This window comes from Paraburkholderia sp. J7 (genome assembly GCF_905220155.1).
In the GTDB taxonomy this organism is placed as follows: Bacteria; Pseudomonadota; Gammaproteobacteria; order Burkholderiales; family Burkholderiaceae; genus Paraburkholderia.
This window is the reverse complement of sequence record NZ_CAJMYZ010000002.1, coordinates 443929-459227: the sequence shown is the minus strand read 5'-3', so window position 1 is coordinate 459227 and position 15299 is coordinate 443929. Positions and strand designations below refer to the sequence as shown.

11 protein-coding genes are annotated in these 15299 nt (G+C 67.1%); all 11 read right to left on the bottom strand.

Annotation, left to right across the window (positions count from 1 at the left end):
- Nucleotides 1–182: 182 nt before the first annotated feature.
- On the bottom strand, nt 183–1001 hold the full coding sequence (locus tag U5A58_RS05115; RefSeq protein ID WP_321960546.1) for an enoyl-CoA hydratase/isomerase family protein: 819 nt from the start codon (nt 999–1001) through the stop codon (nt 183–185).
- 34 nt (nt 1002–1035) lie between these two features.
- Nucleotides 1036–2172 (bottom strand): MBL fold metallo-hydrolase, encoded by a 1137-nt coding sequence (locus tag U5A58_RS05110; protein WP_321960545.1) that lies wholly within the window; start codon nt 2170–2172, stop codon nt 1036–1038.
- Nucleotides 2169–3239 (bottom strand): phosphotransferase family protein, encoded by a 1071-nt coding sequence (locus U5A58_RS05105; RefSeq protein ID WP_321960544.1) that lies wholly within the window; start codon nt 3237–3239, stop codon nt 2169–2171. Before U5A58_RS05105 ends, U5A58_RS05110 begins: the two co-directional genes overlap by 4 nt.
- A 72-nt stretch (nt 3240–3311) precedes the next feature.
- Nucleotides 3312–4460 carry an acyl-CoA dehydrogenase family protein gene (locus U5A58_RS05100; RefSeq protein ID WP_321960543.1) on the bottom strand — a complete coding sequence of 383 codons (1149 nt, stop codon included), beginning with the start codon at nt 4458–4460 and terminating at the stop codon, nt 3312–3314.
- 162 nt (nt 4461–4622) lie between these two features.
- A complete protein-coding gene (locus U5A58_RS05095) occupies nt 4623–5864 on the bottom strand; it encodes a CoA transferase (protein ID WP_321960542.1) in 1242 nt (413 codons plus the stop codon).
- Nucleotides 5865–5889: 25 nt separating this feature from the next.
- Nucleotides 5890–7065 carry an aromatic ring-hydroxylating oxygenase subunit alpha gene (locus tag U5A58_RS05090; protein ID WP_321938171.1) on the bottom strand — a complete coding sequence of 392 codons (1176 nt, stop codon included), beginning with the start codon at nt 7063–7065 and terminating at the stop codon, nt 5890–5892.
- A 47-nt stretch (nt 7066–7112) separates the two neighbouring features.
- The gene (locus tag U5A58_RS05085) at nt 7113–8624 is read right to left on the bottom strand and encodes an aldehyde dehydrogenase family protein (RefSeq protein ID WP_321960541.1); all 1512 of its coding nucleotides are present in this window, start codon (nt 8622–8624) and stop codon (nt 7113–7115) included.
- Nucleotides 8621–10276, bottom strand: coding sequence for a GMC family oxidoreductase (locus U5A58_RS05080; RefSeq protein ID WP_321960540.1), 1656 nt, complete (start codon nt 10274–10276; stop codon nt 8621–8623). Before U5A58_RS05080 ends, U5A58_RS05085 begins: the two co-directional genes overlap by 4 nt.
- Before the next feature lie 12 nt (nt 10277–10288).
- Nucleotides 10289–12697: an efflux RND transporter permease subunit gene (locus tag U5A58_RS05075; RefSeq protein ID WP_321938177.1), complete on the bottom strand. Its 2409-nt coding sequence runs from the start codon at nt 12695–12697 to the stop codon at nt 10289–10291.
- A 7-nt stretch (nt 12698–12704) separates the two neighbouring features.
- Complete coding sequence (locus U5A58_RS05070; RefSeq protein WP_321960539.1) at nt 12705–13820, bottom strand: glycosyl hydrolase; 1116 nt, start codon at nt 13818–13820, stop codon at nt 12705–12707.
- 106 nt (nt 13821–13926) lie between these two features.
- Entirely contained in the window at nt 13927–15288 is a 1362-nt protein-coding gene (locus tag U5A58_RS05065; RefSeq protein ID WP_321938181.1) for a DUF1329 domain-containing protein, read from the bottom strand.
- Nucleotides 15289–15299: the final 11 nt, after the last annotated feature.

Here is a 15299-nt window from a genome sequence, read left to right as displayed (position 1 = left end):
CGCGTCGCGGTCCCAGGGCAATGTTTCTCGTTGCTCGCGGGGAACGGGCTTCCCATTCCTCAGATGTTTTGGTGAATGCGCGCAGCAACCTTTATTTGCTCAAGACCGTAGCAAAGGGCCACCCCTTCGCGCAATCGTCGAATACGACGATTCCGTTGGCGGCTGCGCGCGGCTACTGCGCTTCAGCGCCCCGTGAAGCGAGGCGCACGCTTTTCGGCAAAGGCCGCCGACGCCTCGCGAAAGTCCTCGGTCATGAGCGCGAGCACCTGGGCGCGGTTCTCCAGTTCGAGCGCCTCGTCGAGCGAGCCCGCCTCGAGGTTCGCCCACATCACGCGCTTGGTGTGCTGCGTGGCGTACGGACTGTTGCGCAGCACGCCAGCGGCGATTTCCAGCGCGTGCGCCCGCAGCGCGTCGCCGTCGACGGCCGCGCTCACCAGCCCGATGCGTTCGGCCTCCTGCGCGCCAATCGGGCGGCCGCTCAGCATGACCTCGAACGCGCGGCTCGCGCCGATCAGGCGCGGCAGGTGATAGCTGATGCCGCACTCGCCGGCGCTCAGGCCAATGCGCACGGCGCCCACATGGAACGACGCCTCGCGGCTCGCCACGCGAATATCGGCGGCGAGGCTGAGCGCGAAGCCCGCGCCCACCGCCGCGCCGTTCACGGCCGCGATGACCACCTTGTCGAGCGCACGCACGCGCCGGACCATGCCCGCGAACACTTCCTGTCCCGCGTAGTAGTCGGTCACGCCGGGCGGCCCGGGGAGCGGGCTGTCGTCGGCTGCGGTAAGCGGGCTCGTGAGGTCCCAGCCCGCGCAGAAGCCACGCCCCGCGCCAGTCAGCACCACCACGCGCAGCGCCGGATCGGCGGCGAGCTCGTCGAGCATGCGGCACAAATGGCGTACCGCCGGCTGGCTCAGCGCGTTCAGACGCTCGGGCCGGTTGAGGGTCAGCACCGCGACGCCGGGCGTGCTGCGGTCGCAGAGGAGTTCGTCCTGGCTCATTGCATCGGTTCCTTTGACGTAGGGGCGAACGCTCTCAGACGCGGCGATACCACGCCACGCCCTGAGCATCCGTACTGCATTCGATTTCGCCACGCTGGCGCAGATGATTGAGGTAGGCGAGGCTCTCGCCCGTCGCCATGCGCAAGAGCGCCGCGTCGTCCTCCACGGACCGTGCGAACAGCACGCCGAATACATCGACGGCGCGCCTCGGCTCGGCGAGCCGCGCGCGCAGGCGGCGCAGCGCACGCTCGCGCTTGTCGCGCAGTTCGCCGAGACGCGCGTGCAAGCCATGAAACGGCTCGTTGTGCGCGGGCAGCACGAGCACGTCGCCGGGGACCGTCGCGGCCACGTGCGCAAGCGAGTCGAGCCAGTCGCCGAGCGGATCGGCGTCGGGCGCGTCGGGCCAGACGGAGACGTTCGACGAGATGCGCGGCAGCACCTGATCGCCCGAGATAAAGAGTCCGCGCTCTGGACAATGCAGGCACGCGTGCTCTGGCGAATGGCCCGAGCCGACGACGACGCGCCACTCGTGATTGCCGATGCGCAGCGATTCCCCCCCGGCGATCCGCCTGTAACCCGCCGGCAGCGCGTGCATCGCCGCGACTTCGCGCCGCGGAAACCGTCCTGCGTGCTGCGCGAGCGCGCGTTCGCTCCAGCCCGCGCGACGATAGAAGGCCAGATGCGCCTCGGGCACCGCGCCCTGGGACTCGCGCGCCACAGCAAGCGAGGCCTCGTGCTCGCCTTGCGTCATCCACAGCGTGACGCCGTGCTCGCGTGCAAGCCAGTTCGCCATGCCGATATGGTCCTGATGCATGTGCGTCGCGATCAGCCGCGTGACCTTGCCCGGCGCAAACGGTCCCGGCGGGCCGAGTAAATGCGTCCAGGCCGCTCGGGTCGCGTCGTCGGGATAGCCCGAGTCGATCACGGCCCAGCCAGCGCCGTCGCGCAGCGCCCAGATGTTGATGTGCTGCGGCGAGAACGGCAGCGCGAGGCGGATCCAGCGAACACCGGCCGCGATCTCACGCGCCTCGCCCACGACGGGCGGCTCGCCGCACGGATACGCAAGCGTTTGGCGCGTCACGGGCGTCACATTCATCGCGTCGCGCCGCTCGCGCACCGCATCGAGCGTCGAGCGGTCCCGAGCCTGCGAACAGGCGGCTTGCGCCGTCAAAAGAGCCGCCCATGCGCCACGAGATGCGCGGCATCGAGCAGGCCGTCGGCCAGCGTGCCGAACGCGGCATAGCGCCCGTCGTTCGTCGCCCCGCGCCGGTAGCGGTCGTGCAATTGATAGAAGATCACGGCGAGTTTGTACATGGCGAGCACGCGGTAAAAGCGGAAGTCCGAGAGATCGCGGCCCATCGCGCGCGCGTAGGTCTGCGCGGCCCACTCGCGCGACGGAAAGCCGCCGTTCGCGGTCGGCATCTGGCGCAGCGCGTGCAGCGCGGGCGGATCGTCGGGCTCGGTCCAGTAGCTGAGCGTCGTGGCGAGATCGAACAGGCCGTCGCCGCGCGTGCCCTGATCCCAGTCGAGCACGGCCGCGGGCGCGAGCGTCGCGCCGTCGAAGAGGATGTTGTCGAGCTTCAGGTCGTTGTGCAGCAGCGTGGGCGCACCATCCGGCATGAGATGCCGCTCGAGCCAGGCGCCCAGTTCCTCGACGAGCGGAATTTCGATTCCCTGGGTGGCGAGATGTGCGCGCTTGCGCCAGCCCGCGACACTGCGCGCGAGAAAGCCCTCGGGACGCCCGAGCGTATCGAGCCCGACGGCGGCCGGATCGATCCGGTGAAGCCGCACGAGCACGCCGATCAATGCGTTGGCGAGCCGCTGGCCGACCTCCGCGACACTGCGCAGCGCCTCCGGCAACTGCGCGCCCACCGCGAAGCCGCGCCGGTATTCGATGATCTGAAACGGCGCGCCGAGCACCGTCGCGTCCTCGCAAAGGTGGATGCCTTGCGGCACGAGATCGAATCCGGTCGAAAGACGCTGGAGAATGCCGAATTCCCGTCCCATGTCGTAGGCGCCGGGCGGCAGCGTACCCATGGGCGGGCGCCGCAGGACGGCGCCGCGGCCGTCGATGTCGAGCAGATAGTTGAGATTCGCGAGCCCGCCGCTGAACTGCCTGGGCGCGGGATGCAGCCCGAGCGTGTGCCCATGCGGGGCGAGATACTGCGCGAGCGCCTGCCAGGGCTGGGCCACTTGTTCGGCGGTGGCGCGCAAACGCGGTGACGTGTCGATGAGCATGACGATGTGCGATGTGGGCCTTGCGGGCGATAAAGACTGGCCGCGGCGCGGCCAGGCAGGAACGATGCCGCGTCAGAACGCGCGCGAAATGACTTCCTTCATGATCTCGTTGGTGCCGCCGAAGATGCGCTGGATACGCGCATCGGTGTACATGCGCGCGACCATGTATTCGTTCATGTAGCCGTAGCCGCCAAAGAGCTGCAGACATTCGTCGAGCACGCGCCCTTGCGCTTCGGAGGCCCAAAGCTTGGCCATCGAGGCCGTAGCGGTATCGAGCTTGCCTTGCACGAGCTGCTCCACGCAGCGATCGACGAAGGCGCGGCCCACGGTGATCTCGGTTGCCATTTCGGCGAGCTTGAAGCGCGTATTCTGGAACTCCGCAACGGGACGTCCGAACGCCTTGCGATCGCGCACGTAGTCGAGCGTCGCGCGCCAGGCGCCCTCCATCGCCGCCAGTGCGTTCACGCCGATGATGAGGCGCTCATAGGGCAGGTCGGACATCATCTGGAAGAAGCCCTGGCCCTCCACACCGCCCAGCAACCGGGAAGCCGGTACGCGCACGCCGTCGAAGAACAGCTCCGCCGTGTCCTGCGCCTTCATGCCGATCTTGTCGAGCAGGCGCCCCACGCGAAATCCCGCGCAGTTTTCGGCCTCGACGATCAGGATCGACATGCCGCGCGCCCCCTGGCTCGAGTCGGTCTTGGCAACCACGAGGACGATGCCCGCGAGCAGGCCGTTCGTGATGAAGGTCTTGGAACCGTCGATCACATAGTCGTCGCCGTCGCGCACCGCACGCGTGCGCACGCCCTGGAGGTCGGAGCCCGCGCCGGGCTCGGTCATCGCGATCGCGCCGACCAGCTCGCCGCGCGCCATGCGCGGCAGGTAGCGGTCCTTCTGCTCGGGCGTGCCGTGATTGAGGATGTAGTGCGCGACGATGCTGTGCACGCCCGTATTCATGCCGGTGAGCGCGCGCGCAGCGAGTTCTTCGAGAAACACCGCCTCGTGGCGGAAGTCGCCGCCGCCACCGCCGTAGGTGTCGGGCACGTCGGCGCAAAGCAAGCCTAGCGCGCCGGCCTTGCGCCAGATTTCGTGGCCTACATGGCCGCGCTTGCGCGCTTCCTCGTCGCCGCCTTGCACCTCGCGCTCGACGAAACGCGCGACATTGTCGCGATATAGTTCGATGTCCTCATCGCTCCACGAGCGCGAAAAGGCAAGCGGCATGTTTCATTCCCTGTCGATGTTTGAACATGGTGCCGGCGGCCATTTCGCGTTCCCGCAGGTTTGCGCTTTCGCACAGGCACCGCCGATACGTCATGTTCTCGCATCGCCGCGCGCCGGTCATCGTCGCATTCGACGATGTTGCGGCGCGCGTCGCGCCGGGCACTAACGCTCGCAGCGCTCGCTCGTGTAGACCGCTTCGGCCGCGCGCAGGCGCTCGACTTCGTGCGTGTCGAGGCCGAGCAGATCCCCGAGGATTTCCGTCGAATGCTGCCATTGCGCAGGCGCGGCAGCGGGCGCGAACGCTTGCCCCGGCGTCTTCACCGCAGTGGTGCCCAGCCGCAGCTTGCCGACACCCGGCTGCTCGACTTCGTAGATGTTCTCCCGCGCGAGGAAATGCGGGTCATGCGCCAGCGTTTGCGGCGAGTTGGCCGGTCCGCCCGGAATGTCGTGCTCCCTGAAGAGCGTCATCCAGTCGTCGAAGTCGCGCGAAGCGAACAGTTTGAGCAGTTCGACGTGCGCGCGCTCGTCGGCCTCGCCGGTATCCGGCGTTTGCTCATAGAGCGCGGCGAGATCCGGGCGGTCGAGCACGTCGCAAAAGCGCGTCCAGAATTTCGGGGAAAGCCCCTGAAAAAAGACCTTTTTGCCGTCCCGCGTCGCGTAGGCGAACAGACGGGGCCAGCCCGCCATCTTCTCGCGGCTATTCAGGAATCCTGGGCGCGCGAAAACCAGGGGCGCGTTGAGCACGCTGTTGATGCCGTCGGGCAGCCAGTGCGCCGCCGACTCCGCGCCGGTGACTTCGACGTAGGCGCCCTCGCCAGTGCGCTGCGCGCGGTTGAGCGCGGCGAGTGTGCCGAGCGCGGCGTTCAGGCCCATTGCATGCATGCCGATCGGCGCCCAGTCGGTCGCCTTGCGCTCCTCGGGTGAGAGTCCATAAGGATTCAGCGACGTGAGGCCGCCAAACGCATCGAACGATGGTCCGTGCGAACCGAGTGTCGAGTAAGGCCCTGTGCTGCCAAGGCCTGAGATCGAGCAGAACACGATGCGTGGATTCACTGCGCGCAGCGCCTCGAACCCAAGCCCAAGACGATCGAGCACGCCGGCGCGCATGCCCTCGATGACGATGTCGGCCTTCGCGACGAGCTTGCGAAAGAGCGCCGCGCCCTCCTCGCTCTTCAGATTCAGCCCAAGGCTGCGCTTACCGCGATTCCAGCGCAGATGCAGCAGGCCCGGACCGTCGGGCGCGCCGATGGCGGGCGTGCCGCTGTACCGCACCGGGTCGCCGTCGCGTCCCTCGACCTTGATGACATCGGCGCCCATGTCGGCCAGATAGCCGCCGAGGCTCGACGGCCCCAGTTGCGCGACCTCGACAACGCGCACGCCCTCGAGAAAGTTGTATCCAGACATCGAACCTCCTTCGTTCCGTGGTGCGTTATGCCGACTCGCCGTCCAGATCGCGCCGCAACTGGCGGTGCAGATGCGCGCAGGCGAGTTCGCTGCGCCCATAGCGATACGTGCCGTCGGGCCAGGCTGCGGCGTTCTGCTGAATCCACAACTCCATCGGCCAGTCTTCCTTCGTGGCCGCGTTTTCCAGCACGGCCCAGCTCTTGTGCACGCGCGCCTCGATTTCCGGGCTGAGAATGTCCTTGCGCACGAGAAAGCGCAAATGCACGGTCGAGCGCGCCGGATTGCCGGGCACGGGCCACACGGTCCAGAACTCGATATGCTCGGGCGCCGCGATCATCATCGCGTTCGGATAGATGATGAGATTCGAGGCGATGTAGCGCGAGCCACCGCTCACCTCGGCATTCGACTTCACGAGCGTCTTGAGCTTGGAACGCACGCCGAAGTGCTGGCCGTGGCGCCCGTAGTCGCGAAACACGCCGACGTTCGACTCGATCAGATTGCCCACGCCGCCCGGATGCAGGAAGCGCGGGTGGATGATGTCGCTCGCGCCGTCCATCACGAGCTTCCAGTTGATGTCGAGCGTGTAGGTCTTTTCGATGCAGATCACCGAATCGTCCATGCGCCACGGCGCCATCTGCGCGTCGACTTCCGGCCCGAGATACGAATCGATCGGCTCGGCGGGCCCTTGCGAGAGCATCGCGAACACGAGCCCATGACGCTCCTGGGTCGGGTACGCGATGAGGCTGTTGCAGCCGCGCTCGATCGTCTCGAACGACGCCTCATAGGGAACATTGCGCAACTGCCCGCCGTCGCGCTCGTACGACCAGCCGTGGTACTGGCACATGAACACACGCTTGTTGCCCGACTCGCTCGCCTCCACGCGGCCGCCGCGATGGCGGCACATGTTCAGATAAACCTGCGCCGTGCCGTCGCTCTTGCGCACGATGAGGAGCGACATGCCAAGTACGTCGCGCGTGATGAAGTCACCGGGATTCGCCAGCTCGGAGCCATGAGCGACCACGAGCGGCAGCGTTTTCATCAGCGCGATTTCCTGCTCGAGCCGCTGCGGGCAGGTGAAGTGCGACGACGGCACGAACAGATCGCTCTCGGCCAGATCGGTCGTGTCGTCGCGCAAGTGCTGGATGAGCCGCGTGGAGATGGCTTCGCTAACTTCGATGTCCTGTTTTCTTTCTGGCAGCATGACCGCCTCCTTCATGTTGTCGATGCAATGCGTGGGCGTGGCCCACATCAGGCCGGATGGCGCGGCGCCACCTTCGCGTACTGACGCGAGAGGCGCCGCAACGCGCGCAGCACGGCAAAGTCGTAAAGACGCCCAAAGGGTGGATGCATGGCCCGCACGAGGCTGTAAGGCCCCGCGCGGCGGTACACGGCGCGCGCGTGGCTGAAGCGCCGGAACCCTTCTATGCCGAAGCCGTAGGCGCCCGTGCCGCTATGCCCCACACCGCCGAACGGCAGGTCGGGCACGCTCAGATGCATGATCGTGTCGTTGATCGTCACGCCGCCCGAGAAGCTGCGTTCGAGCACGTGACGCACGTCCGCGCCGCTGCGCGAGAACACATAGAGGCCGAGCGGTTTGTCGCGAAGGCGCTGCCGGGCGAGCACGGTGTCGAGATCGTCGCGCGTGTGCAGCACCATGACGGGCCCGAACAGTTCCTCGCGGCTCGCGCGCGCCGTTTCGGGCGGGTCGATGATGACGACGGGGGCCATCTTGTGCTGCTCGTCGAGCGTCGCATGCGCGCCCATGTCCACGCCGAGTGTGCGGATCTGCGCGCCTTGCGCGCGCGCGTCGGCGACGATCGCCTTGAGGCGCTCGTACTGACGCGCACCAAAGACGCCGCAGACCTCGGGCGAGCCAATGCCGCCCGGCGACTGGCGGCGCACTTCGGCATCCATCGCGGTCAGCACCTTCTCGGCCACGGCGGGCGCGGCATAGACCGTATCGGGGCACAGGCAGCCCTGCCCCGCGTTGATGAGCTTGCCGAAGGCGAGCCGCTTGCCCGCTTCCCCGGTATCCGCATCCGGCATGATGTAGACGGGGCACTTGCCGCCCAGCTCGAGCGTGACGGGCGTGAGGTTGCGGCCCGCGGCCTCGGCCACCACGCGGCCCACCGGCGTGCTGCCCGTGAAGAGCAGATGGTCGAACGGCAGCTTCGAGAATTCGGCGGACACGTCCGCGCCGCCCAGTGCGACCGTCACCTCGTCGGGATCGAAATACTCGCGCACGGCCGCGTCGATAGCGGCGGCGCAATGCGGCGTCTGGTCGCTCGGACGCAGGAACGCGCGGTTGCCGGCGGCGAGTATCGTGGCGAGCGGCAACAGCAGCAAGGTGATCGCGCCGTTCCAGGGCGAGATCACGCCCACTACGCCGAGCGGCTGATACTCGATGGCCGCGCGCGCGCCGAACAGCGAGAACGGAGCGGGCGCGCGGCGCCGCTCGGGCTTCATCCAGCGCGCGACCGAGCGCTCGGCGCGGCGCAGCGCGTCGAGCGGCATGAACACTTCGTTCAGGCGCGCCAGTTCCGGCGCGCGGTTCGGAAAGTCGAGCTGCGAAGCGGCAACGATGCGCTCCGCGTGCGCGAGCGTCATCGCAATCGCGCGGCGCAGCCGGTCGCGGCGTACTTCGAGCGAGACGGGTTGCGCGGTGAGAAACGCCTCGCGCATGTGCGCAAGGCGCGCTTCGAGCGAAGCCGCGATGCCGGGCGGCGAGGAATGCGCCAGGTGCGGATAGCGGTCGTTCATTGAACCTCCAGGGTGGCGGCGCGTGCGAGCGTGCGGCCGCGAATGAAGTCGCTGCCGCGCTCGCCGATCATCACGGCCGCTGCATTGGTGTTGGCGCTCAACAGGCGCGGCATGACGGAGGCGTCCACCACGCGCAGGCCGCTCACGCCGCGCACGGCGAGCGTGGGGTCGAGCACCGCTTCATCGTCGCTGCCCATGCGGCAGGTGCCGACCGGGTGATAGCAGACGTTCGCATGCTCGCGCACGAACTGCGCCCAGCCAGCGTCCGTGGCGGGTAACGGCGCGGGCGTGCGCTCGCCGCGCACGAAGCGGCGCAGCGGCGGCGCGTCGAACAGGCGCTCGACGAGTTTGCACGCGCCGACTAGCGTGTCCACGTCGCGCGCATCGCCGAGCAACTGGTGCGAGACGAGCGGCAGCACGTCCGCGCCAGAGCCCTGCAGGCGCACGGCGCCGCGGCTGAACGGATGGCACACGTTGGCGGTGACCATCGCGGTCGGCTGGCGCGTCATCTCCGCTAGCGCCGCGCATTGCACGTCGGGCGTGATGTCGTAGCTGAGCGGCAGGAAATGCAGTTGCACGTCGGGTTCGTCGAGATCGGGACGCGTTTTCGCGCAGGCCATCGCCTGCACGGCGGGCGTGGCCATCGGGCCGCGCTTGCGCAGCAGATAATTCGCGAAGTGCCCCGCGATCTGCCACGGCGCCATCTGGCTGTTGTAGGTCGGCACATTGACGAACTTGTTCAGGCCCACGGCCACGTGCTCCTGAAGGTTCTGGCCCACCTCGGCGCGCTCGGCCACGACCTGAATGCCGAAGCGCCGCAATTGCGCCGCGGGCCCCACGCCCGAGCGCATCAGCAACGCAGGCGAGCCCATCGCCCCTGCGCTCACGATCACTTCGCGCCGCGCCGTAACGCGCAGACGCTCGCGCTCGCGCACAAGCTCGACGCCGACCGCTCGCTTGCCCTCGAACACCACACGTTCGGCCACGCCGTTGGTCAGCACGGTCAGGTTCGCGCGGCTGCGCGCAGAGGCCAGATAGCCGTGCGCCGTCGAGCAGCGATAGCCGTCGCGCTGCGTCGCGAGCGACATGAACGCGCCGGACTGGTTGCCGCCGCAATAGTCGTCGAGCGTGGGCAGGCCTTGTGCCGCACACGCGCTCAGGAACGCCTGCGAAAGCGGATGCGGATCGCGCTGATGCGAAACCGCAAGCGGGCCGCCGCTGCCATGAAACTCGCTCGCGCCGCCCGCGTAGTCTTCGGCGCGGCGGAAATATGGCAGGCATTCGTCGAAGCTCCAGCCCGCGCAGCCCATGGCCGCCCAATGATCGAAGTCGGCGCGCGAGCCGCGAATGTAGACCTGCCCGTTGATCGAGCTGCCGCCGCCGAGCAGCTTGCCGCCCGACCAGATGAAGCGGCGGCCAGCGATCGACGGGTCGTCCTCGCTCGGATATTTCCAGTCATAGCGCGCGTTGCCGATCAGCCGCGACATGCCTGCGGGCATGCGCACGAGAAACGAATCGGCCTCCCCGCCCGCCTCGATCAGGATCACGCGTACCGAGGGATCTTCGCTCAGGCGGCTCGCCACCACGCAGCCTGCGCTGCCGCCGCCCACGATCACATAGTCGGCTGTCAAAGCGTGTTGTTTTCCACTCATTCGTATTCCTTATCAGACATGCGCGAGATTGACCGCACGGCGTGCGGGCACCGCGCGCAGCAGGAAGTGCGAGAGCGCGGGAATCAGGACCAGCGCGCCGAGCATGTTCCAGAGGAACATGAAAGTCAGCAGGATGCCCATGTCGGCCTGGAACTTGATGGGCGACCACGCCCACGTGATCACGCCCGCCGCGAGTGTGACGCCCACGAGCGCAACCACGCGTCCCGTGAAGCCGATGGCGCGCGCGTAGGCCTCTTCGAGCGGCAGGCCCGCGCGCTGCCACGACAACTGCACGCTCAGCAGATAGAGCGCGTAGTCGACACCGATGCCCACGCCAAGCGCGATCACGGGCAGCGTGGCGACCTTCACGCCGATGCCGAGCACCACCATGAGCGCCTCGCACATGATCGAGGTGAGCGCAAGCGGGATGATCGCAACGATCACGGCGCGCCAGTTGCGGAACGTGATGAAGCACAGTGCGATCACCGAGGCGTAGACGAGCAGCAGCATCTCGCGATTGGCCTTTTCGACAGTGATGTTGGTCGCCGCTTCGATGCCCGCCGAGCCCGCCGCGAGCAGGAACTGGATCTGCGACGAGTCGTGCGCGGCCGCGAAGCGCTCGACGGCATCGACGATCTGCGCGAGCGTTTCCGCCTTGTGATCGGTGAGGTAGGCGATCACGGGCGTGACGGTCCAGTCCTTGTTGATGAGTTCGGGGTTGGAGTCCGACACCGCGTTGACGGCCTGGGTGAGCACCGACTGGTCGCGGTTGATCGTGAGCCACTTCGGCGAGCCTTCGAAGTTACCGGCCGTGCCGAAGCGCACCATCTCCGAGGCCGTCGACACTTTCTGCACGAAGGGCAGCGCGCGCAGGTTCTGCGCCAGGCGGTCCTGCTCGATCAGCGCGGCATAGGTGCCGCCCAGGCCCGCGGGCGTCTTCACGATCACCACGAACTGGTCGCCGGAAAGACCATAGTGCTTCGCGAAGAACGCGCTGTCGCGGTTATAGGTGGAATCGGCGCGGAACTCGGGGGCGCCCGCATCGAGGTCGCCAATCTTGAGATTCAGGCTCACGAGCCAGGCGCCCGCGCCGAAACAGGCCGCAATGACGAGCGCGGCGGCCGCATAGCGGCGGCGCGTGAAGTACGCGAGCTTCGCGAGGCCGTCGCGCGAGCCTTCGGCCGCGCTCGCGCGCATCGCGCGGCGCACGGCGCGCGGGCTCACCCCCGTGTACGAGAGCAGCACCGGGAACAGCACGAGGTTCGTGAACACGAGCACCGCAACGCCGAGGCTCGCCGTCAACGCCAGATGGCGAATGACGGGAATGTCGATCACGACGAGCACCGCGAAGCTCACCGCGTCGGCCACGAGCGCCGTGAAACCGGCGAGGAACAAACGCCGGAACGTGTGGCGCGCGGCCACGTACTTGTCGGTGCCCGCGCCAATGTCGCGCATGATGCCGTTCATCTTCTGCGCGCCGTGCGACACGCCGATCGCGAATACGAGGAACGGCACGAGCACCGAATACGGATCGATCGCAAAGCCCAGCATGCGCACGAGCCCCAGTTGCCAGACCACGGCGATCATCGAGCAGGCGAGAACGAGCAGCGTGCTGCGCAGGCAGCGCGTGTACCAGAAGATCACCACGCCGACCATCAGCGCCGCGACGCCGAAGTACATCATCACCTGCGTCATGCCGTTGATGAGGTCGCCCACGACCTGCGCGAAACCCACGACATGAATGCGCACTGTCGCGCTCTGGTTGGCGCGGATCTTCTCGTCGAGGTAGCGCGCGATCTGTGCGTAGTCGAGCGGCTGGCGCGTTTGCGGGTCCTTGTCAAGGAGCGGCACGAACACGGAGCTGGAGCGCTCGTCGTTCGACACGAGGCTGCCCACGAGCCCGGCGCGCTGCACGTTCTGTCGCAGCCGCTCGCGCTTGGCGGGCGAACCGTCGAAGTCGTCGGGCATCACGGGGCCGCCCTTGAAACCCTGCTCGGTGAACTCGGTCCAGCGCACGCCCGGCGCCCACAGCGACTTCATGAACGGACGGTCTACGCCCGGCATCAGATAGGTCGCGTCGTGAACGCGTTCGAGCACGCGCAGATAGGCGGGATCGTAGATATCGCCGTTGACGTTCTCCACGTCGATGCGAATCGAATTGCCGAGGCTCGCGAGCGACAGGCGGTTCGCGAGGTAATTGCGGATATAGCTCTGCGACTGCGGGAGCATCTGCTCGAAGCTCGCGTTGATCTCGGTCCTGAGCGCCTGCGCGCCAAGCACGAGCGTCACGATGGCGCACAGCAGCAGGATCAGGCGGCGGTGGTTGAAGATCAGTCGCTCGACCACGTTGCCCGAGCCCGTGTCGAATTCGGGCATCTCCTGCTCGACGGGCACCGCCTTGTATTGTTCGGGGGCGTTCATCAATACCTCACTTCGGGTCATGCGAGTCGCGCGTTATGCGCTGGCGGCCAATACCCTGATAGCCGGCCAGCACGAAGTCGTCGTTGCCGCCGTCGGCCACGACATCGGCAAACAGCATCGGCCGCGCTGCGCGCAGCGCGTGAAACGTCTGTGCGTCGTCGACGCTGTAGATCAGCTGGCCGCCTTCGGCCGTGAGCAGCAGCGTCTTGCCGTCCGCCGAAAACGCCGCCGACGTCAGGCTCGATTTCGCGCCGGTTTCGACGGGACGCCAGGTCGCGCCGCGATCGGCGCTGCGATACGCGGTGCCGTTCAGGCCCACTGCGAGCAGGAGCCGCTCGTTGCCGACAATGCGAAAGAAACTACCCTTGTACGGCGGCGAAATCGCGACGAAGCGCTGCGCGGCGCGATCGAGGCGGTATACGCCGCCCTGCTCGCCCGCGATATAGAGATCGCCGGCGATCTCGCGAATGTCGTTGAGATTGAGAAAGTTCGGATTGTCGATGTGGTCGAGCCACGGGCGCCATGTCTTGCCGCCGTCTTCGGTCGCCACGAGCATGCCGAACGAGCCCAGCGCATAGCCCACGCGATCGTTCTCGAAGTACACCGCGAGAAACGGCAGCGTGGGGCCGTCTTTCGTGTTGAGCGCCACCTGCTCGGCAAACGGCGCGAGTTGCTTCTCGCCCTTCTCGATGCGCGCCTGGTAATACGGCAGCAGCGTGCGCTGCGCGGCACGGCCGTCGAACTGCATCGTCCACGTGTCGCCGCGGTCGGCGCTGTGCAGGATCACGCCGTCATGGCCCACGGCCCAGCCCTGCCCGGATGGCGTGAAATAGAGCGCGACGAGATCGGACTGCACCGGCACCCGCGCCTGATGCCATGCGGCACCGCCGTCGTCGGAGATCAGGATGAGCCCGCGCAGCCCGGCGCCGACAAGGCGAACCTCCTTGCCCACACCGACGCGCGCGAGCGCGATGACGGGCTGCTGCAACAGCGCCGGCCCGGCGACTGCCACGGCGGCCGTGGCGAGCGGGTCGTTGAACGCGGTGGGCGTCGCAGCGGGAGCGGCCACTGCGACACCGAGCGCCGCGATGCTCACCAGTGCATGAATCAAAGCGATACGCATTCTGTATTCCATTGGATAGCGCCCTGGCGCGCGGCGGTGAGCGGGCGCGTCGCCCATCGTGCCTGCTCCGCTCACTGCCGCGATTCATCGGTCCATCGTTCGCGGCTTAACGCACGCCGCTCGAGGTCAGAGCGGAAGGCGTGAACTGGTTCATGTCGCCGAGCGCGTCCGAGGACTTCACGTAGTCGCTCGGGCGCGACATGCTGTTGATGTACAGCGTGCCCTTGCTCAAGTCGTAGATCAGCACGCCTTGCGCCGAAGTGCTCGCGTCCCAGACCGGGAAGATCGGGTCGTACTGCACCCGCACGAGGTTGCTGCTCTGATCGAACCCGTCGACGGCCGTGATCGCCCAGGTGTCTTCATCCACGTAGAACGTGCGGTGCGGCTGCGAATGGCGCTTGCCGTCCTTGAGCGTGGCGTCCACGACCCACATGCGATGCAGTTCCCAGCGCGAGACATCGGGGTTGAATACGCGCTTGGCGAGCATCTTGTCCTGCGTTGCGAACATCATGCGGCCCGCGTTGTACGGGACATAGACTTCCTTCTTGCCGATCAGCTTGAAGTTGTAGCGATCGAGCTGGCCCGCAAATCCATACGGTTCGTCGTAGTTGAGCGCGCCGCCGTTAGCGGCGATCGGCGTGTCGTACGAGAACTCCGGCGCGAGCCGCGTGCGGCGCGTGCCCGGCGTGTAGACCCACGAGAGCTGCTGGTTCTTGACCCAGTCCATCGGGAACACCGTGAGGATCTTCGTGCCGACCTGCGACGACGGCCCGAGCCAGCGCGCAAGCTCATAGGTGTAGTAGTCGGTTGCCTGCGCCTTGGCCGGATCGCGGTACGGATAGGCGTAGTTGAGCGCCACGTGGCCGATATCGGTGACGTTGCTGTCCGCGTCGACGAGCCAGAACGAGAGCGAGAGCGCCGAGCTCACACCAAACGTGTTATGCAGCGCGGCGTTCCACATGACTTCGGTGCCCGTCTTCGGGATCGGGAACGGCACGCACGAATAGGCGCCCTGCACTGCGTCGCCCGACGCGCCGAGCTTGGCGCTTTCGGCGTTGCTCTTGCAGTGCGAGAGCCACGAATTGTCGTACGCGACGCTGCGGTGCGTGGGGTACACGTCGACGCGAAACTCCGGATACTTCTTGAGCATCGCGACCGTGCCCGGCGTGAGGCGATTCGAATAGGTCTCGTAGTTCGCCGCCGTGACCGAGAACAGCGGCTTCTCCTGATCGAACGGACCGACGTCCCATCGGCCGGAGCCCTTCTTCCACCCGGCCGGATCGGTCGAGGCTGGCAATCCACCGGTGTAGGCCGGAATGGTCTTGTCGGCGTTACCGGCCACCTCCGCGCCCCAGGGGGTCAGCGATTTGCCGAGCTCGTCCGCTTCCTGCTGCGATACCGCTGCGGTCGCCACACCGCAGGCAAGCGTGAGCCCGAGGCCCGCTACAACGCTTTGAAGAACGCGCATGCTATGTCTCC